The 18,895-nt window shown below is 69.7% G+C and carries 20 protein-coding genes; 2 read left to right on the forward strand and 18 right to left on the reverse strand.

The annotated features are described in order from the left end of the window. Window positions 1-20: 20 nt before the first annotated feature. From Vau01_RS49440 to Vau01_RS49500, 13 genes are read right to left on the reverse strand one after another with little or no spacing between them, the layout of a single operon-like run. Window positions 21-2,660 (reverse strand): AfsR/SARP family transcriptional regulator, encoded by a 2,640-nt coding sequence (locus Vau01_RS49440; RefSeq protein WP_204008015.1) that lies wholly within the window; start codon window positions 2,658-2,660, stop codon window positions 21-23. Between the two features lie 17 nt (window positions 2,661-2,677). After that, window positions 2,678-3,121 (reverse strand): pilus assembly protein TadG-related protein, encoded by a 444-nt coding sequence (locus tag Vau01_RS49445; protein WP_204008016.1) that lies wholly within the window; start codon window positions 3,119-3,121, stop codon window positions 2,678-2,680. Then, the gene (locus Vau01_RS49450) at window positions 3,118-3,585 is read right to left on the reverse strand and encodes a TadE family protein (protein WP_204008017.1); all 468 of its coding nucleotides are present in this window, start codon (window positions 3,583-3,585) and stop codon (window positions 3,118-3,120) included. Before Vau01_RS49450 ends, Vau01_RS49445 begins: the two co-directional genes overlap by 4 nt. Window positions 3,586-3,593: 8 nt before the next feature. Further along, window positions 3,594-3,986, reverse strand: coding sequence for a TadE family protein (locus Vau01_RS49455; protein WP_204008018.1), 393 nt, complete (start codon window positions 3,984-3,986; stop codon window positions 3,594-3,596). Beyond that, window positions 3,983-4,660: a DUF2637 domain-containing protein gene (locus tag Vau01_RS65470; protein WP_239152548.1), complete on the reverse strand. Its 678-nt coding sequence runs from the start codon at window positions 4,658-4,660 to the stop codon at window positions 3,983-3,985. The genes Vau01_RS49455 and Vau01_RS65470 overlap by 4 nt, the downstream gene beginning before the upstream one ends. Before the next feature lie 4 nt (window positions 4,661-4,664). Beyond that, the gene (locus tag Vau01_RS49465; protein ID WP_204008019.1) at window positions 4,665-4,871 is read right to left on the reverse strand and encodes a hypothetical protein; all 207 of its coding nucleotides are present in this window, start codon (window positions 4,869-4,871) and stop codon (window positions 4,665-4,667) included. A gap of 38 nt (window positions 4,872-4,909) precedes the next feature. After that, on the reverse strand, window positions 4,910-5,767 hold the full coding sequence (locus tag Vau01_RS49470) for a type II secretion system F family protein (RefSeq protein WP_239152550.1): 858 nt from the start codon (window positions 5,765-5,767) through the stop codon (window positions 4,910-4,912). Then, window positions 5,764-6,627, reverse strand: coding sequence for a type II secretion system F family protein (locus tag Vau01_RS49475; RefSeq protein WP_204008055.1), 864 nt, complete (start codon window positions 6,625-6,627; stop codon window positions 5,764-5,766). The genes Vau01_RS49470 and Vau01_RS49475 overlap by 4 nt, the downstream gene beginning before the upstream one ends. Before the next feature lie 2 nt (window positions 6,628-6,629). Further along, window positions 6,630-7,916, reverse strand: a complete 1,287-nt coding sequence (locus tag Vau01_RS49480; RefSeq protein ID WP_204008020.1) for a TadA family conjugal transfer-associated ATPase — start codon at window positions 7,914-7,916, stop codon at window positions 6,630-6,632. Beyond that, window positions 7,913-8,776 (reverse strand): CpaE/TadZ family protein, encoded by an 864-nt coding sequence (locus tag Vau01_RS49485; RefSeq protein ID WP_204008022.1) that lies wholly within the window; start codon window positions 8,774-8,776, stop codon window positions 7,913-7,915. The genes Vau01_RS49480 and Vau01_RS49485 overlap by 4 nt, the downstream gene beginning before the upstream one ends. Further along, window positions 8,773-9,414 (reverse strand): SAF domain-containing protein, encoded by a 642-nt coding sequence (locus tag Vau01_RS64860; protein ID WP_204008024.1) that lies wholly within the window; start codon window positions 9,412-9,414, stop codon window positions 8,773-8,775. The genes Vau01_RS49485 and Vau01_RS64860 overlap by 4 nt, the downstream gene beginning before the upstream one ends. Beyond that, window positions 9,411-10,316 carry a hypothetical protein gene (locus Vau01_RS49495; protein ID WP_204008026.1) on the reverse strand — a complete coding sequence of 302 codons (906 nt, stop codon included), beginning with the start codon at window positions 10,314-10,316 and terminating at the stop codon, window positions 9,411-9,413. Before Vau01_RS49495 ends, Vau01_RS64860 begins: the two co-directional genes overlap by 4 nt. Next, window positions 10,310-10,882, reverse strand: a complete 573-nt coding sequence (locus Vau01_RS49500; RefSeq protein ID WP_204008028.1) for a hypothetical protein — start codon at window positions 10,880-10,882, stop codon at window positions 10,310-10,312. Before Vau01_RS49500 ends, Vau01_RS49495 begins: the two co-directional genes overlap by 7 nt. Window positions 10,883-11,048: 166 nt before the next feature. Between Vau01_RS49500 and Vau01_RS49505 the strand changes: the two genes are divergently transcribed. Continuing rightward, a complete protein-coding gene (locus Vau01_RS49505) occupies window positions 11,049-12,359 on the forward strand; it encodes an FAD-dependent oxidoreductase (RefSeq protein ID WP_204008030.1) in 1,311 nt (436 codons plus the stop codon). Here the strand turns inward: Vau01_RS49505 and Vau01_RS49510 are convergent. Genes Vau01_RS49510 through Vau01_RS49520 form a run of 3 tightly spaced genes read right to left on the reverse strand, consistent with a single transcriptional unit; the run spans window position 12,328 to window position 14,584 of the window. Continuing rightward, window positions 12,328-13,503, reverse strand: coding sequence for an MAB_1171c family putative transporter (locus tag Vau01_RS49510; RefSeq protein ID WP_204008032.1), 1,176 nt, complete (start codon window positions 13,501-13,503; stop codon window positions 12,328-12,330). The genes Vau01_RS49505 and Vau01_RS49510 overlap by 32 nt on opposite strands. Next, a complete protein-coding gene (locus Vau01_RS49515; RefSeq protein ID WP_204008034.1) occupies window positions 13,500-14,105 on the reverse strand; it encodes a hypothetical protein in 606 nt (201 codons plus the stop codon). The genes Vau01_RS49510 and Vau01_RS49515 overlap by 4 nt, the downstream gene beginning before the upstream one ends. Beyond that, window positions 14,105-14,584 carry a helix-turn-helix domain-containing protein gene (locus tag Vau01_RS49520; RefSeq protein WP_204008036.1) on the reverse strand — a complete coding sequence of 160 codons (480 nt, stop codon included), beginning with the start codon at window positions 14,582-14,584 and terminating at the stop codon, window positions 14,105-14,107. Before Vau01_RS49520 ends, Vau01_RS49515 begins: the two co-directional genes overlap by 1 nt. A gap of 193 nt (window positions 14,585-14,777) precedes the next feature. On the opposite strand from Vau01_RS49520, the gene Vau01_RS49525 reads away from it, so the two are divergent. After that, window positions 14,778-15,149 (forward strand): winged helix-turn-helix transcriptional regulator, encoded by a 372-nt coding sequence (locus tag Vau01_RS49525; RefSeq protein WP_204008038.1) that lies wholly within the window; start codon window positions 14,778-14,780, stop codon window positions 15,147-15,149. A 257-nt stretch (window positions 15,150-15,406) separates the two neighbouring features. Here the strand turns inward: Vau01_RS49525 and Vau01_RS49530 are convergent, their stop codons facing one another. Further along, entirely contained in the window at window positions 15,407-16,288 is an 882-nt protein-coding gene (locus Vau01_RS49530) for an LLM class F420-dependent oxidoreductase (RefSeq protein WP_204008040.1), read from the reverse strand. Further along, window positions 16,285-17,580 carry a helix-turn-helix domain-containing protein gene (locus tag Vau01_RS49535; protein ID WP_204008042.1) on the reverse strand — a complete coding sequence of 432 codons (1,296 nt, stop codon included), beginning with the start codon at window positions 17,578-17,580 and terminating at the stop codon, window positions 16,285-16,287. Before Vau01_RS49535 ends, Vau01_RS49530 begins: the two co-directional genes overlap by 4 nt. Window positions 17,581-18,895: the final 1,315 nt, after the last annotated feature.

The raw sequence follows: 18,895 nt of genomic DNA on the forward strand, positions 1-18,895 counted from the left end.
GCGCTCCCTGAGCAGGACTGTCAGTCGTGGCGTGCCGATCGTGCGGTGGCGGCGTCGCGTTGAAGGTCGGCTGCCAGAGCGACCGTGGCCGCCGTCGGTTCCTCGTCGATTTCGTCGAGGGCAGCGCGGAGGCGGTCGAGTTGGGCGCGGATGCCGTCGGTGTCGCCGATGGCGGCTAGGGCGCGCATGGCGCGTTGGGCGACGTCTTCGTTGAGGGGGTCGATGGCGACGGCTTCCTGGGTGAGTTGGACGGCGGCGTGATGGTCGGTGGGGCCGAGGAGTTCGGCGAGGTGGAGTCGGGCGCGGATGCCGTTGCGGCGGACCTGTTCGCGGGCCGGGTCGATCCAGTCGTAGTCCCAGCCGTCGGCGAGGACGCCGGTGTGGGCGTCGATGGCGCGGCGGAGGGCGGCGATCCGTTCGTCGGGGTCGGTGGCGGCGGAGGCGTGGCGGAGGTGGTCGGCGAGGTGCCAGACGTCGATGTCGACCAGGTCGGGGTTGAGGTGGTAGCGGCTGCCGGTGTTGACGACGGGTTGGACGCTGCGGTCGTCGGCGGCTTGGCGGATGTGGCGGCGCAGGTCGCTGGTTTCGGTGGACAGGCGTTGGCTGGCGCGGCGGACGGTGGCAGTGGGCCAGAACGCTTCCATGATGTCGGACAGGTTGGCGCCGGACCGGTGCACGGCGAGGAACACCAGGAGTTCGCGGGCGTGATGGCGTAGGCCGGTGACGGGGTTGCCGTCGCGGTCGAAGATGGCGGGTTCGCCGAGCAGCCGAACCTTCACCGGGCCTGCGGCAACCGGCGCGGAATCGGCGGCGGGACGACCCGCGGTGGGCTGCTCGGCCGGCGTCGGGCTGGGCGGTACCGGCCGCTCCGGCGGTGTCGTCATGTCGGAGCCGCTCGCCTGCGACGTAGGTGCCGGTTCGCCCGTGTGGGCTTCCTTCAGGACCGCAAGCAGCTCCACGGCCGTGGGTACGTCGAGGATGGCCACCCGCCGACCGCCGCCGGTGTGCCCGTCAGCTTGGACGGTGAGCGTGTCGCCGCGCGGCCATCGTCCGAGCACGACGGCTCCGACCTGCAGCGGCGCGCCGAGGTGCAGAGCCGTGGTCAGTCGGGCGCGCTGCTCGGGTGGTGGCGGCTCGCACAGCAGCAGCACCGGTGGCATGGGCGGGTGGAACGGGTGGGCGGCACGGATGCCGGCGAGGTCGGCGACTTCGTGGTCTTCGAGGATGCGTCGCCGTTCGATGAGCAGTTCCTCGGTGCGGGTCAGGGCATCGGACAGGCTTGCGGTGACGTGCAGCCGCGGGATCTGGCCGAGGTCGACGGCCGCGGTGCCGAGGAGGGTGGTGAGGGCATCGGCGGGGATGATGACCTGGCCGCGGGCGTCGGGGTCGTCGGGGCTGCCGGTGGACAGGGTGGCCACGAGGAGGGCGCGGGCTGCGGCGTCGGCGCCGGGTCCGTCGAGGCCGAGGCCGCCGGCGGGGACGGGGCTGTCGATGCCGGCGAGCTGCGGTCCGCTCGGCCCGGGCGGCGGCAGGTCCGGCGGGTCGTCACCGGCGTATTCGGTGACGCTGGGCTGGGCCGGCGCAGGCGGGTCGAGAAGCTCTGGTGACCGGGTGCGGACGGCGTTGCGGAGCCGACCCACCGCCGGCGGGAGAGGGTGTAGGTCGGGGTCGTCCGGGTCGTCTGTCTCAAGTGGACGGTGCCGGTAGCGGTGCCGACGGCGTCGCCAGACCAGCGCCGCCGCGGCGACCACGGCGGCGGCGAGGGGAAGGGTGAGCCAGCCGCCCGGGATGTCGACTCCGGTGTCGGCGACGGGTGCCTCCTCGGCGGGCGAGGACGGTGCACGGGACGGCGTAGCGCTGCCGGCCGGTGCCGTGGCACCGGGTGCGGTGGGGTCGGGGACGACGCCGTCCGGGTCGGGATCGGTCGGTGTGGACGGTGCGTCCGTGTTGGGTGGCTCCGCTGGACTCGGTTGTGCCGGTGGAACGAGGAGTTGGCCGGTGGCGTGTCGTTGGGGTCCGCGATCGTGGGCGTCGGCGGGCAGGACGAGTCGCCAGCCGGGTTCGATGTGGTCGGGTCCGTCCGGGCCGGTGTCGTGTGGGATCAGCCCGGTGTTGAGGTCCTGGATTTCCGGGTAGCGGTCGAAGTCGCCGAGGAAGCGTTCGGCGACGCGGCCGAGCCAGTCGCCCTTGGCAACCTGGTACGTCGGCTGCTGCACCGTCGCGGTGACGGCTGTGCGGGTCAGGTCGGGTTGTTCCTGGCCGTGGTGGGCGGTTGCGGTGACGCGGGGAGCCGGCGTCGTCTGGGTGGCGACGGTCAGCAGCGGTGCGGCGATGAGGAGTCCGGCGATCAGCCAGCCGACGAACGTCTGCATCGGGGCGATCGGCCGCAGCCGTGGCACCGGAACGCCACGAACGGCGGCGACGATCTCGACCGCGACACTGACCGCGAACGCCGCCCACACGATCCACAGCGCCCCGGCGAGGACGGCGAGGACCATGTCGTCGGACGCCGGTTCGACGAGTGCCTGCCCGATCTGGTCGACATCCGGAAGCTGATCGGGCAATGGCGAGCCGAGCTGCGTGAGAAGTCCGTACGGCACGCCGCCCAGCAGGACAAGCAGCAGACCGGTTCGCAGGAGCCGGGAGAGAAGTGATCGCATGGCTCGTCCTCGAGAAGTCAGGGACCGGTCTGCGGTACCGCGGTCGCGGTAGCGGTCATCGAGATCGCGTCGACGCCGATCGCCTGCAGGATCAGCGTCGGCTGCGAACGGGTGACGACGACGGTGACCTGGTCGACAGTGGCGGTCGCGGTCCCGGGGATGCCTGCGTCGGCGAGGAACGCGGTGGCCGCGTTGCGGGCGGCCGCCGGATCCAGGCGTAGGACGCCCTGCGTCCGTAGCACGGCCAGGTCGAACTGGTTCGCACCGGCCCGGGCGGCCTGCTGGGCGATGTCGAGCGCCTGGACGCGTGCCGCCATTGCGTTGCCGCCGTCGAGGACGGCCCCGGACAGCAGCGTCAGGACGACGACCAGGCCGAGCGCCCAGACCGTTCCCGACCCCCGATCGGCCGCAAGCCACCCGGGAGGCCGGCGCCGCCGGTGGTCACCGGGGATGTGCGTCATGAGGGCCCGCTCCTCCCCCGCGATCCGGTGGACCCGAGCGAGACCGCGCGGTGCGTGTCGATGACGGCGTGGGCGGTCGCCGATCCGGTCAGGGTGCCGGGCAGTCCGAGGCCGGTCAGTCCGGCGGTGCTCATCCGGCAGGTGATGGTGACCGCGATCCGTCCGCCCCGGCGGTAGTCGGTGCCGTCGACGGCGACCTCGAGCGGATCGCAGGTGCGGCGGTGACCGGCGAGGTTCTGGTGGGCGGCCTCGACGGCGGCAGCGGTGGCGGCCTGTGGTGTGCGGGCCATGGACGCGGCCCGCGCCGCGGCTGCCGCAGCGGCGTTGAGGTCGAGGCGGACCACGGCGAGGCGGGTGCAGAAGATGGCGAAGACGGCCATGACCGCGGCGAGCGGTAGGACGATGACGGCCATCTCCACCGACACCGATCCGCGGTCGGCCCGTCGGATACGGCGGTGTCGCATGTGGACGGTCATGGTGTTCCCAGCGATTCGACCGGCCCGCTGACGGTGGCGCCTACCGGCAGCTTGAGGAACGGGAGGACCTGGAGCGCGTGACCGGTGACGGTGACGCTCGCCGCCGCGGCGCCACGGGTCGCGGTCACCTCAGGTTCGGTCACCATGCCGCCACCGACCTGGCCGACAACCGTTGCCGCGTCGGCCTTCCCCGCCGCCACGGTGCCGCCTTCCACCCGGGTCACCTGAAGAGCGTGATTGGCGGCGTACCGGCACGCCAGTTCGCCGAGTCCCCAGGCTGCGGCCTGCACACCGACGAGGAGCGCGGCCAGCATGACGGCGGTGTAGCCGACCATCTCCACCGTCGTGGAGCCGCGGTCGGGCGCCAACCGGCGCAGCAGCCGTCTCATGCGCTTGTCTCCTGTAGCTGGAAGCCGTTGTGCCGCCCGTTCGAGGCGGCCTCTGCGTCGGGTCGGTTGAGCTGCCGGTAGCGGCGGGCGGCCTTGCGACCGATCCCGCTGGCGTCGTTGGGCCGGCCGACAGCGCGGGCCAGCTCCGCACCGGACGGCTCGCGCCCGTCGGCGACGCCGCGCTGCCACGCCGCGTGCATCGCGGCGTCCTCCTCGTTCGTCGGCCGGTACACGGTGTCCACGTCGTCATCGTCCACAGTGGACTCAGACGTAGCGGGTTCCGTACCGAGGACGGCGATGCGGCCGGCAAGCTCGACCAGGCAGACACTAGCTACCACGATCAGCCCGTCGACGGACAGCGGCAGCAGGTACGGCGAGGCGTCTGTTTCGCCGTAGCGGGCGGCGACGCCGGCCATGTGCCAGTAGGAGACCCAGGCGGCGATGCCGGCGATCGCGGCCGTCGCGATGATCCGCACCACGGCGAGGCCGCGGTGGTGCACCGGCACCCGCGAGATGAGCTCAACGGTGAGCAGCAGCGCGATCGGTGGCCACGCCGCGATCGCCTGACTGATCAGGTGCGGCTGGGCGTGCAGGACATTGGCCGTCACCGACGCCGCGACGCCGAGGGTCAGGACGGCCCTGACCCCCCAGCGGAGTCGGATCAGCGTCCGCACCGGGTCACCAGCCGAGGGTGACGGTCAGGCCGTTGGCGAAGTCGCGGAGCTTGTCCCGGAAGATCGCGCCGACGACTCCGACGACGATCGTGACGACGGCCGCCCACAGGATCTTGTCGGCGGTCTCCATACCCGCGTCCGGAGTGCGACGGACACGCTGCACCACCTCCGCGAGCCGAACCACCAGCCACACGCTGAACCGGCTGAACATTGGGTGCCTCCCCCGCTTCGGGATGACAACAGGAAGAACTACAACGTCTGGGCGATCCCCACCAACGGCGGATACAGCAGAAAGATCAGGTAGCCGATGCCGAGGACGAGCAACGGCACCGACATCCGTGACGAGGCCCGCTCCGCCTCCGTCTCCATCGCGGCGGTCGCTGATTGCCGCATCGCTGCCGCCCGTGCCGACAACGACGTCCGCACCCTGGCCCCTTCGGTTCCGGCGAGGGCCATGGCGGAGGCGAGTTCGGACAGTTCGGTGACCCCCGTCTGGTCGCCGAGTTCGCCGAGTGCCTGCCACGGTGGCTGCCGCAACAGCCGCGCCGTCGCCAGCGTCTGCCGGATCCGGTCGGCTGCCCATCCGGTGCAGATGCTCGATGCTTCGTCGACTGCCTGCTCGACCCCGGCGCCGCGGGCGAGGCTGATCGTCAACAGGTTCAGCAGCATCGCCAGCGCATGCCGCAGTTCGGCCCGCCGCGTCTCCGCCCGGGTGTGCAGGGCCGCGTCGGTCCACCGGAACCCCGCGGCCGCTCCGACGATGCCCAGCCACAGCGGAACCTGCCCGCCGAATCCGAGCGACGCCAGCGCTGCCGGGATCACCAGCGCCCCGAACAGCGTCGCCGCGGTCTGTTCGGCGAGGTGCTGGGCCGGGTCCTTTCCGACGACGGCGAGGTCGTGCCGCACCCGCTCGCGGGGCAGGCCGAACCGGCGGGCCGGCTCCGCCGCGATCGCGTACGCGCGGCGTCGGCCCACCGGTTGGGCCGTCGGCGGGTTCCGCAGCGCCGCGAGGACCTCGGCCAGGTGACGCCGCGGCGGCCGAACGCCGTACGCGACCAGCGCCAGTCCGGCACCGAAACCGCCACCGGTGAGCAGCTCGACCATCATCGCGAGCTCACTTCACTGGACAGATCGAGCACGCGAGGCAGCTCGCGCGGACGGGCCAGCCGGGATAGCCACCGGAACCCGACCGCGAACAGGACCCCGACGACGGCGAGGACGACCTGGCCGGCGACGCTGTCGTACGGGCGCAGGTAGCCGCGGTTGAACACGACCAGGCCGACGGCCATCACCAGCGTCGTCGCGATGATCATCCGGGCGTCGGTGGCGGCCTTCGCCCGTCCCCGCTCGACCCGCCGCTGGGCGGCCACCTCGTCCCGGACGGCGGCTGCCAGCAAGCCCAGCGGGTCCGCGAGGCAGCCAGCGCCCTGGGTCGAGGCCAGCAGCAGCGATGCGGTCACCGTGTCGGCGAACGGGTCGGCCACGTCGCGGGCAAAGCCGCGCAGCACGTCCGGTAGGCGGGCACCGGCCCGCAACGCCGCCGCCATCGCCGTCACCTCCGGCCGGATCGGTGCCGGGGCGGTCGGCGCGGTCGTGATGACGGCCTGTTCCAGGCCGGCGGCGCCGCCGAGCGTGGCGACGAGCGACTCGACCCAGGTGGCGATCGCCTCCAGGCGCCGCAGCCGGTTCTGCCGGGCCTGTTCCGCGCCGATGATCAGCCCGGGCAGTGTCCACGCCGCGAGGCAGGCGAGGATGCCACCGACGACCCAGCCGGTGGCCAGCCACACCACCGCCGCGGCGGCCAGACCGGACGCCAGTTGTACCGGGCCCAGCCCGCGCAACGGCCGCAGCCACCGTCCACCAGGGACAGTCGACAGTGGACGGACCCGTCGGCGGACGCCGGACACCACGACCGCCAGGCCGAGACCGAATCCGGCACCAAGGAGAAGCGCGGGCAGCACCGGCATCGTCACCACCGGTCCTGAGGCAGAGTCGAGGCGTCGAAGCCGACCGCGGCGAGCCGGTCGACGGTCTCCGCCCGCAACGGCACCACCGGCCGCCCCCGGTTGTCCCGCCCCGGCCGGTACACCTCGTTGGTCATGATCTGTTCGCCGTCGGTCCCGGTGACCTCGCGCACCGACGACACCACCCGCACCCCGTCCGGGGTCACGTCCAGGTGGATGACGACGTGCACCGCCGAGGCGAGCAGTGCGACCGCCGCGCCGCGGGGATACAGGGCGGGTGGCTCCATCGCGTAGGCGACCATGCGCAGCAGCGCCTGCGCGGAGTCGCTGGCATGCACGGTGCACATCGACCCGTCGATGCCGATGCTCATTGCCTTGGCCATCCACACCACTTCGGCGCCGCGGACTTCGCCGACGATCACCACATCGGGGCTCATCCGCAGGCTCGACCGCAGCGCCCGCGACATGTCGAACTCCCCCGCGCCCTCGGTGTTCGCCATCCGCGTCTGGATGGCCGTCAGATCCCGGTGCTCCCGGTGGGCGAACCGCAGTTCGGAGACGTCCTCGATGACGATCACCCGCCGCTGCACCGGAATCGCGTTCGCCAACGCACCCAGCAACGTCGTCTTCCCGACCGCCGGCCCACCCGACACCACGACGTTGCGCCGCGCCCGAACCAGCGCCTCGAACAGGCCGGCCATGTACGGCGTCAACTCGCCCTTGCCGACCAGGTCGGCCAACTGGTCCTGCCCCGACGGGAACAGCCGGATCGACGCCGACACCCGGTCGGTCACATCCATCAACGCGTGCAGCCGGGCACCGTTGGCCAGCTGGACGGACAGCTCCGGCTCGGCCCGGTCGAACCGCCGCTCATGACCACCCCGCCGGGCCGCCGCCACGCCCTGGTCGCGCAGCAGCGCCTCCAGCTCGGCGTCGGAGGAGGCGACCGCGTGCACGCGGGCCTTGGTGCCGTCGCGGCGCTGCACCCACACGTTGTCGAACCCGTTGATGTTGATCGTCTCGATCGACGGGTCGTCGAGCAGCGCCTGCAGGCCGGCCACGCCCTGATAGATGTCCAGAAGGGCGCGGCGGACACCGGCCTCCGCCGCCGGGTCCAGCGGCTGCCGGCCCGCCCGCAGCGCCTGCCGCGCGTGAGTATCAAGAGCATCGGTGACCGCCTGCGCGACCGGCACCGGCCGACCCGCCTCCGCATCGGCAGCCAACCGGCGGTCGACCTGTGCGCGTAGCGCCAGCACCAACTGCTGATCCGGCACCGGGTGAACGACGGTCATGGCCGGTACACCGGAGCCTGCCACGGCCGCCCGGCTGGGCCGACGAACGACGGAACAGCCGGCACCGGGCCGGGCGGCGGCGGGAGCGCCTGCTGCCACACCTGCACCGGGACCTCCGCATGCAGTCGCGCGGCGAGAGCACGCGCCGCACGCAGGAACGGCAACCTTGTCCAACCCCGACCGGGCTCCGCCCGACCGCCCAATACGTCGGCGGCACGACGATCGTCCGGAACGGTTCCGATCACCGGTAGCCCGGTCACCTCCGTGATCTCCCGCTCCGTACACAGTGGACTGCCGGCCACCACCAGCCGCGGCACCGACCGAAGACCCGGCACCGACCGCACCCGGTCCCGCCGCACCTGGACCGCGTCGACCGCCTCCACCCCCGACCGCATCGCCACCAGAAACACGTCCGCGGCGGCCACCAGCGGCCAAGCGGGCGAATCCCAGCCCAGCCGGCCCACGTCCACGATCACCGCCCGCCGGGCAGCCGACGCCCGCAGCAGATCCAGACAGTTGTGCGCCACCATCCGGGTCGCCTGCGCCGCCTGCCCCACACCGCCAGCCTGCGGACCCTGCTGCTGGTCCGCCGGCGCGAAGACCACGCTGACCCCCAACCGGATCGGCCGGGCGTACGCGGCCAGGTCTCCCCCGCGCCTGCCGGTGCGGGTGTCCGCGGCCAGTTCGCTGAGCCCCGGCTCACGCCGCGCCCCGAACCGGAACGCCAGATCACCGCCGGCCGGGTCGGCTTCCACCACCAGCGCACCCGGCGTCGGCCACCGCGCAGCCAGAGCCACCGCAAGGCTCGTCACGTACGGGGACCCCTTCACCGACCCGATCGCGACCAGCACCCCCGTCACCCCGCAACCACGAGTGCGACATCACCCACGGCACCGACCACCCGCACCGCGTCCGCCGACCCCATCAACAGCGACACCACCGTCGTCCCCGTCGTGTCCGGCGCCTCCACCGCGACCACCGCCGCCCGCGCCTGCAACACCGGCCCGGCCGCCTGGCCGGTCGTGTTCGACACCGACGGCACCACCACCACGAGCACCTGCACACCGGGGACCACCCCGGTAGGTGAGCGCCCGATCTTGACCGGCACCGCCACCACCGACTGCCCGGCCGGCGGCCACGCCGCCGGGCCGAGGATCTCCGCCGACAGCAGACTCCGTGCCGCCAACGGCAACCGGACCGACCGGCCGACCACGCTCCGGCGGTCCGACTCCGGCACGGTGGCGACCGCCGCGTCCGCGGCCACCCGGACCGTCGTCAGATCCGCCTCCGTCAGGACGTGTCCGGCCGGGACCGCACCGGTCAACGCCAGCACTGCCGCCTTCGGATCAACCCGCAACGCCGTCACGGCGAACGTCAACGCGCAGACCAGAACCAGCACGCTGCCCAGCAGGATGTGCGGCAGACTCCGGCCCCGCCGCAACCCAACCGGAGCCGCCCCCTCCACCGCCCGACGCTCACCCAACTCCGTGACCGTCATGACCGGCCCGCCCCACCCACATTCAGCGCGCCCGCCTCACGCACCTCAAGGTCGACCGTGGCCGTGGTCGTCAGATCCGGGACCGTCCCGGCCGCCCCGCCACCGGCCCACGACACCGACCACGTCACCGTCGCGCGCAACGTGAAGACGCCGCGCGGCGGCAGGCTCGTGTAGGTGTGACCACACGTCGATGCAGCTGCTGGGTCGGTGCCCGCAGTCCAGGCGGCGCCGCGGCCGGTACACGTCACCGTGGCGCCATCGCCGGGCGACAGGACCAGCTTCTGCGCGGTCGCTGTCGCGGTCACCGACAAGCCCGGCACGCTCGCCGTCGCCGACCGCGAACCCCACGAGCTCGCGTCCAGCCACACCCACATCGGCAGGAAAACGATCTGCGGAGCCGGTGGGGCCGGGCTGAGCCGGATCGCCGGGATCGGAAGGTCGAGCCGCGACACCGCCTCCTGCGCCAGCACCTCCGGGCTGATCGGCACGGCACCATCCGGCAGCCAGACCTGGCCGCCGGCAAGAGGGACACCGAGCGGACCGTTCAGGTCATCCGCTGAACAGCTTCGCGCATACCAGGCTCCTGGACCCTGCGCGTCGGGTGGCGGCGGCCCGTCGGCAACCCGCTCGTAGTAGCAGCCGTCCGAGCCCAGCGAGCCCCGTCCCGCGATGTAACACGGGGCCGGCGTCCCGTCGCGGTCGTGACAACCGGCCGAACCGGTGTCGCTTGTGTCACCGCCACCGCTTCCAGCGCCCGGGCGTTGAGCCCTGACCACGCAGCCCGGCACCGGTTTGTGGTCCTCGCAGGCGACAGGATTGACCGGGTCGGCAGAAGCGGTCGCGCCCCAGTCCGGTCCGACGATCACGACGAACAACGCGACCGCCGCCAGTCTCTTCAGCATGTCCCCACCTCGTACGGGACGAAACTGATGACCTTCCACGTCCCGCCGACGTTCTTGACTGTCGCGGTCACCTGTCGACGCCCGCCGGGCGTATCGGTGAACGGCGTCCCGCCCGGTGTCGCCTTGACCCGCGTGGACGCCGTCGTGTCGAGGCAGTCCAGCACGTCGACCGCCTCAAGAGTCTGCTTCGCGACCTTGGGGTTCGTCGTCACGGCCCCTTTGAAGACCAGGCCATCGCGCCGGCTGCCCTCCAGGCCAGCCCGCAACGCCTTCAGAGCGTCGCCGTCGGCGTAGCGGGCCACGATCTCATCGTCCTGCGGATCGGTCGTACGGCCGGCGTCGATGTACGCCTTCCACATCGACGCGTAGGCCGCGAGCGCGCTGTCCGCCGCGCTCGCGTTGGGATCAGGCGTCGAGCTCACGGCGGGCGCGAGAGAGACAGGTGGCGACGCCGGTGGTTGGCTCTGCCGGGGCGAGCCGCACCCCGACAGAACGACGAGGCCGACGATCACTGCCGACGACGCCCAGCCGCCGACCTCCCACTGCCGCGGAGTCCCCGTCAGCATCCGCCAACCCCCTGCCCACGCCAATGGCCGTCGTCTATGCGTACACCCCATGACCCCACTTCCCGCAAGGCAAGTACGTACGAGAAAGTGGCACAGATACATCTCTTCGGTAGATTGGCCGCCGTCTCTGGGGTTCTATTCGATATTGCGGGGAGGGTCGCTCTCGATGACGCAAACAACGGCCGTGGTGATCGGATCCAGCGTCGCGGGCATTGCGACCGGCCGGGTTCTCGCCGACCGGTTCGACCGGGTCGTCGTCCTCGACCGTGACCCCCTCCCTGCCGATCCCGTAACCCGGCCGGGAGCTCCTCAGGGCGCGCATCCTCACACGATGCTCGTGGCCGGACTGAACGCGTTGGAGGAGTTGTTCCCCGGCTTCGAGAAGGACCTGCAGGCTGACGGCGCCACCGTGTTCGAGGCCGGCCCGAACCTGGCGTTCTACCGGTTCGGCGAACGGTGGCCGTTCGTCTCGACGGGAGTGCGCCTGCTGTGCGTCAGCCGTCCCCTCCTGGAACTGACGATGCGGCAGCGGCTCGCCACCGCATCGAACGTGGAGATCCGCGGCGAAACGGTCGTCAGCCACCTGGCGGGGAGCGGCGGACGGATTACCGGCGTGGTTCTCGCCTCGGGCGAGACGCTGCCGGCCGACCTGATCGTCGACTGCACCGGACGCGGCACGCGCTCCGACCGGTGGCTCGACGAGCTCGGCTTCCCCACGCCGACCGTCTCCGAAGTCAAGATCGGGGTCAGCTACGCCAGCCGGATTCTGCGCCGCAAACATGACGACCTGGCTGAGGGCGGTGCCCTGTACGTCGTCGCGACGCCGCCGCACGAGAAGAAGGTCGGAATCGTCCTGCCGATCGAGGGCGACCGGTGGCTGGTGACGCTCGGCGGCTGGCACGGCCACGCGCCATCGGCCGACCCGGACGCGTTCGCCGAGTACGCCCGCTCGCTACCGCACCCGCCCGTCGCCGATCTGCTGGCCAAAGCCGAACCGTTGACCGACATCGAGGTCCAGCGGTTCCCGTCCAGCCGACGCCGCCATTTCGAACGCCTCAAACGCATCCCGACCGGGTTCGCTGTCGTGGGCGATGCCTTAGCCACGTTCAACCCGATCTACGGCCAGGGCATGACTGTGGCACTCCTGCAAGCACTGGCGCTCGGCGCCGCCATCGACCGCCATGGCGCCACGTCACCGATGATGGCGAGGCGGTACTTTCCCGCAGCGGCCCGAATCGTCTCCGTCCCCTGGCGGTTCGCCACCGGCGCCGATTTCCTGTATCCGGAGACGACCGGTGCCAAGCCACCCGGTGTCGACCTCCTCAACCGCTATTCGATCCGCATCCAGCGGGCCGCCATGCATTCAACGGAGGTCCGACGCACCTTCACGTCGGTCCAGCACCTCATCGAGCCCGCGTCACACCTCCTCACACCGCGAATGGTGCTCAAGGTGCTTCGCGCGTCACGGGGGTCGTGACCCTCGTCCCGACAAGCGCACGGTCCCGGGACAAGCGCCGGTACACGCCTGCGACCGCGACGAGCCACGCGACCTGGCCGTCGTAGCCGCCGGGTGGATCGGTAATCGGTGCGGTGTCGGGATCGTCTGCCATGCGGTCGCGGCGCCGAGCATCCACGCCGGCCGCGATCCGGACCGCCTCATCTCTGGCGGGCTCTCCCGTCACGGTGATGGCATGGGCGCTGATCCACGGACGCAAGGCGAGCCGTGCGTCGCAGATCTCGACTACGCGCCGGGTCAACGCGAAGTCGACGCCACGCAGCGGCGCCCGGCCATGATCGAGTCGGCTGTCCAAGACCAGGTCCGGACTGGCTTGGATGAGATCGCGCCACAACGGATACAGCTGCCGGTAGGACCGTCGGCGTCCGGCCCATCTCCGCGCGACGTCGATTGCCGGACCCCACGCGGGCAGGGTGAAGCCGGCCGCGCAGAAGACGCAACTGAACAGGATGAGCACCGCGCTGATCGTCTTCTCCCCCGCCGGCCTGAACCCGATCCAGTAACCGACGATGAACGCGGCCTTGTCGACGCAGTACAGGAAGCCGAACCCGGCTCCGATCGCCGCGAGTCGGAGCCCGCGACGGGACCACGGCCGCGGGGTGGCGCGCGCGAAGCGCCAGGCCAACCGCACGATGTCAACCGTGTACCAGACGAATGCCGCGAGGTAGACGAGCAGGTACGCGCTGACCGCCGGAATCCGGGCGTCCTCGACATTGAACGTCACCGGACCCGGGTGCAGGTTCGCCAGGGCGTAGAGCGCCGTCAGGGTTGCCGCGGCCGCGATCGACATCCAGATCCGCATCGAGATCCGTCTGCGTGCCTGCTCGGGCGGGAAGGCGAGCATCACGAGCTGCGTCTCCGCGCATGCGACGAGGCCCATGACGCAGAGGTGCGCGATCAACCGCCACAACTCGTTCAGTCCCGTCGCCCGGTCGACCGCCGCACCGATGGCCGGCACGGACAGCGTCATCCCGATCCCGACAAAGGCGAACGCGGCAGCGGTTCCGGCCCGACCCGGTGTCCACCGGCCACGGTTGATGTAGAGGGTGAATATGAGGCCGACGAACGAGGTGATGGCGCAGATCGCGTAGCTCGGGCCGCTCATCGCGGCCGCTCGAACAGCTTGCTGAACCTCGCCGCGATGGCTGCGTCCTCGACGGTTTGTCCGGGCAGTTCCGGCTCGTCAGGGACCTGACTGACCCGTTCCATGAGGATGGTCGCCATTGTCTCGGCTTCCAGCTCCTCGAGCTTGCCGTAGGTGCCGTTGCGGTTCAGGACCCGGCTGACCAGCTCCGGCGACAGCCTCGGGAACACCAGTTTCGCGGCGTCCGGATCGTCGATCGGCATCGGTTCATGGCCGAGCAGGATATGACCGAGCTCGTGGCTGATGATGTGGTCGCGGTGCAGCCGATTCGTGCTCCGCTCGTATGCGACGATGTGCCCGCCGTCCGTGGTGAAGAGCGTGAGCCCGTACGGGGCACCGGCCGGCATGTCGATGCCGCACAGCCGAATCCTGTGTCCGAGGCAACGTCCGGCCCGGTCGGCCAGCTCTACGGCGTCGAACGGATCCGGGATCTGGAGCCCAGCCTTCTCCAACTCGGCGAGCCGGTCGTGACACCGACGTAGAACCTCCGCCGAACTCATTTCTCCACTCCCTTCCGGCCTTTCCGGGTTCGAGCGGACCGAGCGCCACAAGGCGACGATCATCAGGACGGTGATTCGGCCGGCCCCGTCGAGTGCCGGCCGGCATCGGGCTCCGGAGCGTTGTACACCCGCTCGACGATGTCGCGGATCGCGCTGAGCTTCGCGTCGGACATCTCGCCGAGGCGCGCGACAACGGCCCGCACACGCAGGTCGCGCATGCCTTTCAGCGCCAGCAGGTCGCGCTCGATCTCGGCCGACTCGGCGGTGTCGAAGAAGTACGCCGGCGGTACGTCGAAGAACTCGGCGAGCGCCCGGATGACCTCGAGGCGCGGGTTGTCACGGCGGCCGGTTCGCAGCTGCCAGATGTAGACGTTCGTGACGGTCGCGCCTTCCCCGCGCGCCTCCGCCCTGGCGTTGATCGCGGCAGCGACCTCCTTGTCGCTGTACCGCTTCTCGCGACCAGGCGGTAGGACCGTGTCGAGCAGCACGGTCAGGCGCCTCGCCAGGGCAGTCGGCGGGGCGACAGTCGAGTCGTCGGTCATCCGCACCTCCCGGGATGGCCGTTGTCCACAGCGATAAACAGCAGTTGACAGAGCAACCTACGGTCAGTCTAGGATCACGACTTGTAGATATCAACCGGCGTTAATCGCTGACGGATCTACCTGGACTGTTGCGGGTGGCCGTCCGTCGCTGTTCCCGAGCCTCGCGCTGGGCACACCACGGAAAGGACTCCAGATGCGCACCGACAGCCTGGCCCAGGCTCCACCGCCAATCGTCGACGCCCGCCTGTTCCATGACGCCGCGCGGCGGTACGGGCATCGGTGGGCCTTCGACATCATCGAAGAGCTGCGGAACCGGCCCATGCGGTTCACCGACCTGATGCGAGCGATCAATCCGACGCCCCACCCGAAGTCGTTGCGGGACTCGTTGAGGCGCCTGCAGGACCAGGGACTGATCGCGCATCCGGAGATCGGCGAGGGCACCAAATACGAGATCACTGCTGCCGGCCGCGATCTCGCGTCGGTCGTCACCGAGTTCGCCGCCAACCTTCAGCGATGGTCCAGCGTTCACCAGCCTGCGGGGACCGTCGGTGCCACGAATGGCTGAGTACCGTGACTTCGAGCCGAGTCCGGTTCCGGCCGGCGCTTGCGCTGTCGCCGGACCACACCCGGCTGGCGTACATCGACGATTCGCCGGGGCAGTTCGACGTCGCCGTTCGTCCGCTCGACGGTGGACCGGCCCGTCACCTCACCCGTGACGAACACGGCGACCGCGAGACTGCCTTGCCGTCAGCGTCATGGCCGACGGTGTGGCCGTCAATCTTCATCACCGGACCGCTCATGGGAGGTAGATCCGCTCCGTGATCAGCGTGCTATGGCAGCAAGGCGCCGCCATTGGGGAAGCGGCAGTCCACGAAAGTCGGGGCCGAGGACCTGTAGACAGACGTGGTCTGCACCGGCTTGACGGTGCTGCTGGATCCGTTCGGCGATAGCTGCTTCGTCACCCCAGGCAACGAGAGCATCGAGGAGGCGATTGCTGCCATTGTGGTCCAGGTCGTCGTCGGTGTAGCCGAGCCGACGCAGGTTGCGCGTGTAGTTGGGCAACGACAGGTATCGGCGGAGGTGCCGACGACCGATCTCGTGGCCTTGCGCCTTGTCGTCGGTCAGGACAACTGCTTGTTCTGGGACAAGAAGCTTGTCGGACCCGAGGATCTGCCGTGCCTGGTCGGTGTGTTCCGGGGGCACCAGGTAGGTGTGGGCGCCGTCTGCTTGCTGCGCGGCGATGTGCAGCATCCGTGGGCCGAGAGCCGCGAGGAGGCGAACGGTGTTGCTGGCTGGCACCGCCCGGTAGGCCTGGCCCATCTGGTCCATCGTCGTCAGGTACTCACGGACGGCGCGCAACGGCTGATCGTACTGCAGGCCCCGCGTGTCGTTGACAAGTCGTGGGTGGCTGACGCCGAGACCGAGGACGAAGCGGCCGGGATACGCCTCGGTGAGGGTGTGCTGCGCCGCGAACATCGAAAGTGGATCGCGGGCCCACAAGTTCGCAACGCCAGTCGCGACCGTCATTCGACGGGTCGCCGACAGCAAGAGTGCCGATTGGCCGATGGGCTCGCGACCGACGTTCTCGCCGATCCAGATCGAGCCGTATCCGAGAGACTCGAGCTCTTGAACCGTGGCGCGTACCACTTCGGCCGGCTGGAAGTCGAACTGGGCGGTCCAGATCCCCAGCCCGGTGAGACTCATGACTTCGCTTTGGCAGCTACTGCGGCCAGCGCCGCGCTGAACGATTGGACCGCCTCGTTCAGGGCGGTGCCTGCCCCAGGATCCTGCAGGTGAACCAGCCGGCGAATACGGCGACTCTGCTGAAGGATCGGCACGATCGGCTGACGGATGGTTGACGCCAGTGCATGCTGGGTGAGGTGGACAGCCTTGGCAGGGTCGCCCAACTGCGCAGCCGCGTCAGCGAGAAAGAGCGTCAGAACTGCGCGAGCCTTGGTGTGCGACTCCGGCAGGGCGTCGAGGGATCCGGCCAGCTCCGGGACAGCTTCCTGCGACTGCTTCAGCAGAAGTCTGCTCGTGCCGCAGTAGTAGCGCAGATCCAGAATTCCTTGCGCGAAGTCCATTCCGTGGCGCCGGTCGCGTTCGCTGGAGCCCTCAGCTGACTCCTCGGCCATTGCGTAGGACGACTCGAACCCGTCGCGGTTTCCCATCGCCGCGTATGCCCGGGCTCGTAGCGCGTGCAGCCAGGCACGTGTCGTCGCATCCGAGCCATGGCCTGCGAAGTAGACTCCCCGATCGATCAGTTCGGCAGCGCGACCGAGGTCTCGACGATGCCAAGGAATGAGACTCTGGGCTCCGAGCAGCCAGGCTCCCAGTCCCCAAGCTTTGGCATCGTGGGCGGCAGACACCGCGACCTCGTACCATCTCTCGGCGCCGCGATGGTCGTCGATGTCGAAGCACGCCCACGCGCGTAGACCGGAAAGCCGGGCAGCGAGCCGCACAAGGCGTTCATGATCACGCAATGTTTGTGGTTGACGTAGGTGAGTCGAAACGTTCCTCATCAACGTCTGCGTCGTTGCCAGAATCTCGTCGGGTGGCGTGCGAGCAAAGTCCAGGTCGATCCGCTCACAGGCGAGTTCAGCGGCGGTCAACACGGAGCTGCTGACCCCACGCGGGTCCAACACCGACACGAGCTGAACGAGACTTTCCTCGGCCCTTTCTCGACCGGCGCCCACCACAATCGTTTCGCCGAACAGAGTCTCGACCTGCGGCACAGGGCTGCCCTCTTGAGCGGCCCGCAGGGACGGTAAGTCGGTGACACCTGCGGTGGTCGAGCCGGCGAACCAGAGCAGGTCGGTCGGAACGCCGAGAAGCTTGGCCCAGAATCTGAGCCGATCGATATGCCGTTCTGGCTTGCCGGTCTCCATCTTACTGATCTGACCCTGCGACACCTGAGCCCAGTGCCCGACGATCTCCTGCGAGATCGGGATGCCGTGATGCGGATGTCGCCGGTAAGCGGCAACCAGGTAGCCCATGTGCTGCCTGCTGACGGCATCAAGAATTGCCTGGTGTGACCAGAAATCCGCCGGGACCGGCGGCGGATGATCTCGCAGACCGCTAACCGTCGCATCGCATGGAGCGCAGAACGTAAGCCGGTTGTCCTGGGCCAGCGGTGATCGACACCTGGCGCAACGACGTCGATCGTTCGACACGAGACGGTCCCATACTTTTCAGAGCGCGATGTGGCGATCATATCCGTTGACCTACAAGCGGCACGAGCGTTGAGCGACCGCGGCTAAGCGCCCTGCGTCGTCCGCAGGGCTCTCTGCGCTCCCCCGCCACGCGCTGGCGCCGATTGATCACTCTGATTGATCATGTCCACGCGGGTGGCAATGCCGCCATGACCAGGCGCGCATGATCATCATGCATCCCGCTGCTGACAGACCGACCGAGACGGCCAGGCTGGCGAATGGGCAAATCCACGAGTCCAGTGCACATTCCGTGGATGACATTTCAGGATAATCGTGAATGGGTTTCAGAATTTCGGGCATGAGGAGCGTGTCATAGCCCTGGCTGCGGCGACGCCCGATGATGCTATTCGTTCGATCCATTCATCCAGCTGCGAAGCCGCACTTTCTTGGCGATGCCGGCAACTTGCGTGTCGCCACCGATTGATGGGGGGCCAGGTGTCAGTCGAACCAGTGAATCGAGACGTCCTCCACGGAAAGCGTTCCTGATGGCGGGGAATCTGTTCATCGCGCGTGGCACGCGTGGCGATCCCGCCCAGAATTGCCGCGACGTGCTCCAAGCCATGAGTGCGGAGGTTGAGCGACGTCGGTCCCGCCGTGCGCCATCGGGTCCGAAGGGTCTGTCGCTTCATCCCATCGGGCATCACTGGCACCTGAAGGTCACGATCGGCGGGCAGGACGCTTACACCGGTGAGCTTTATCGGGTAACGACCGCGTCCCCACTTCTGGATGTCCATCTGGCGGCCGCCGCTCGTGCAGTTCGCGTCGTTCACACCCGGACCACCAAGCCATGTTGGCGTCGAGTCGGCGATTCCTGGACGGCTGATATCGAGTAGCTCATGGTTCGCCGACCTGAGCATTACGTTTCCTTTCTCTGAACCCTCCATTGCCAGTGGGCCGACCGCCGGTCGGCCGATGAGTGCTGCCCGCCGAACGATTCGGTGGGTTCCATCCTTGAACGGAGAGCCATGACCACAACGACTACCGACACTTATGCTCTTGACAATGGTCGGGCCGATGCGGCTGGGATGCTCGACTGCCTGTCGGCGATTCTCGATCAGTCGACTCTGGAGTTGCTGGCTCCGCTGGTTCCGTTGCGCGG

The sequence above is a fragment of the Virgisporangium aurantiacum genome (assembly GCF_016863635.1).
Taxonomy (GTDB): Bacteria; Actinomycetota; Actinomycetes; order Mycobacteriales; family Micromonosporaceae; genus Virgisporangium; species Virgisporangium aurantiacum.

Coding starts and splice junctions, on each gene's coding strand:
- Vau01_RS49440 (WP_204008015.1), bottom strand. CDS start 2,660: ATGCGATCACTTCTCTCCCGGCTCCTGCGAACCGGTCTGCTGCTTGTC.
- Vau01_RS49445 (WP_204008016.1), bottom strand. CDS start 3,121: ATGACGCACATCCCCGGTGACCACCGGCGGCGCCGGCCTCCCGGGTGG.
- Vau01_RS49450 (WP_204008017.1), bottom strand. CDS start 3,585: ATGCGACACCGCCGTATCCGACGGGCCGACCGCGGATCGGTGTCGGTG.
- Vau01_RS49455 (WP_204008018.1), bottom strand. CDS start 3,986: ATGAGACGGCTGCTGCGCCGGTTGGCGCCCGACCGCGGCTCCACGACG.
- Vau01_RS49465 (WP_204008019.1), bottom strand. CDS start 4,871: ATGTTCAGCCGGTTCAGCGTGTGGCTGGTGGTTCGGCTCGCGGAGGTG.
- Vau01_RS49470 (WP_239152550.1), bottom strand. CDS start 5,767: ATGATGGTCGAGCTGCTCACCGGTGGCGGTTTCGGTGCCGGACTGGCG.
- Vau01_RS49475 (WP_204008055.1), bottom strand. CDS start 6,627: ATGCCGGTGCTGCCCGCGCTTCTCCTTGGTGCCGGATTCGGTCTCGGC.
- Vau01_RS49480 (WP_204008020.1), bottom strand. CDS start 7,916: ATGACCGTCGTTCACCCGGTGCCGGATCAGCAGTTGGTGCTGGCGCTA.
- Vau01_RS64860 (WP_204008024.1), bottom strand. CDS start 9,414: ATGACGGTCACGGAGTTGGGTGAGCGTCGGGCGGTGGAGGGGGCGGCT.
- Vau01_RS49495 (WP_204008026.1), bottom strand. CDS start 10,316: ATGCTGAAGAGACTGGCGGCGGTCGCGTTGTTCGTCGTGATCGTCGGA.
- Vau01_RS49500 (WP_204008028.1), bottom strand. CDS start 10,882: ATGCTGACGGGGACTCCGCGGCAGTGGGAGGTCGGCGGCTGGGCGTCG.
- Vau01_RS49505 (WP_204008030.1), top strand. CDS start 11,049: ATGACGCAAACAACGGCCGTGGTGATCGGATCCAGCGTCGCGGGCATT.
- Vau01_RS49510 (WP_204008032.1), bottom strand. CDS start 13,503: ATGAGCGGCCCGAGCTACGCGATCTGCGCCATCACCTCGTTCGTCGGC.
- Vau01_RS49515 (WP_204008034.1), bottom strand. CDS start 14,105: ATGATCGTCGCCTTGTGGCGCTCGGTCCGCTCGAACCCGGAAAGGCCG.
- Vau01_RS49520 (WP_204008036.1), bottom strand. CDS start 14,584: ATGACCGACGACTCGACTGTCGCCCCGCCGACTGCCCTGGCGAGGCGC.
- Vau01_RS49525 (WP_204008038.1), top strand. CDS start 14,778: ATGCGCACCGACAGCCTGGCCCAGGCTCCACCGCCAATCGTCGACGCC.
- Vau01_RS49530 (WP_204008040.1), bottom strand. CDS start 16,288: ATGAGTCTCACCGGGCTGGGGATCTGGACCGCCCAGTTCGACTTCCAG.
- Vau01_RS49535 (WP_204008042.1), bottom strand. CDS start 17,580: ATGGGCTACCTGGTTGCCGCTTACCGGCGACATCCGCATCACGGCATC.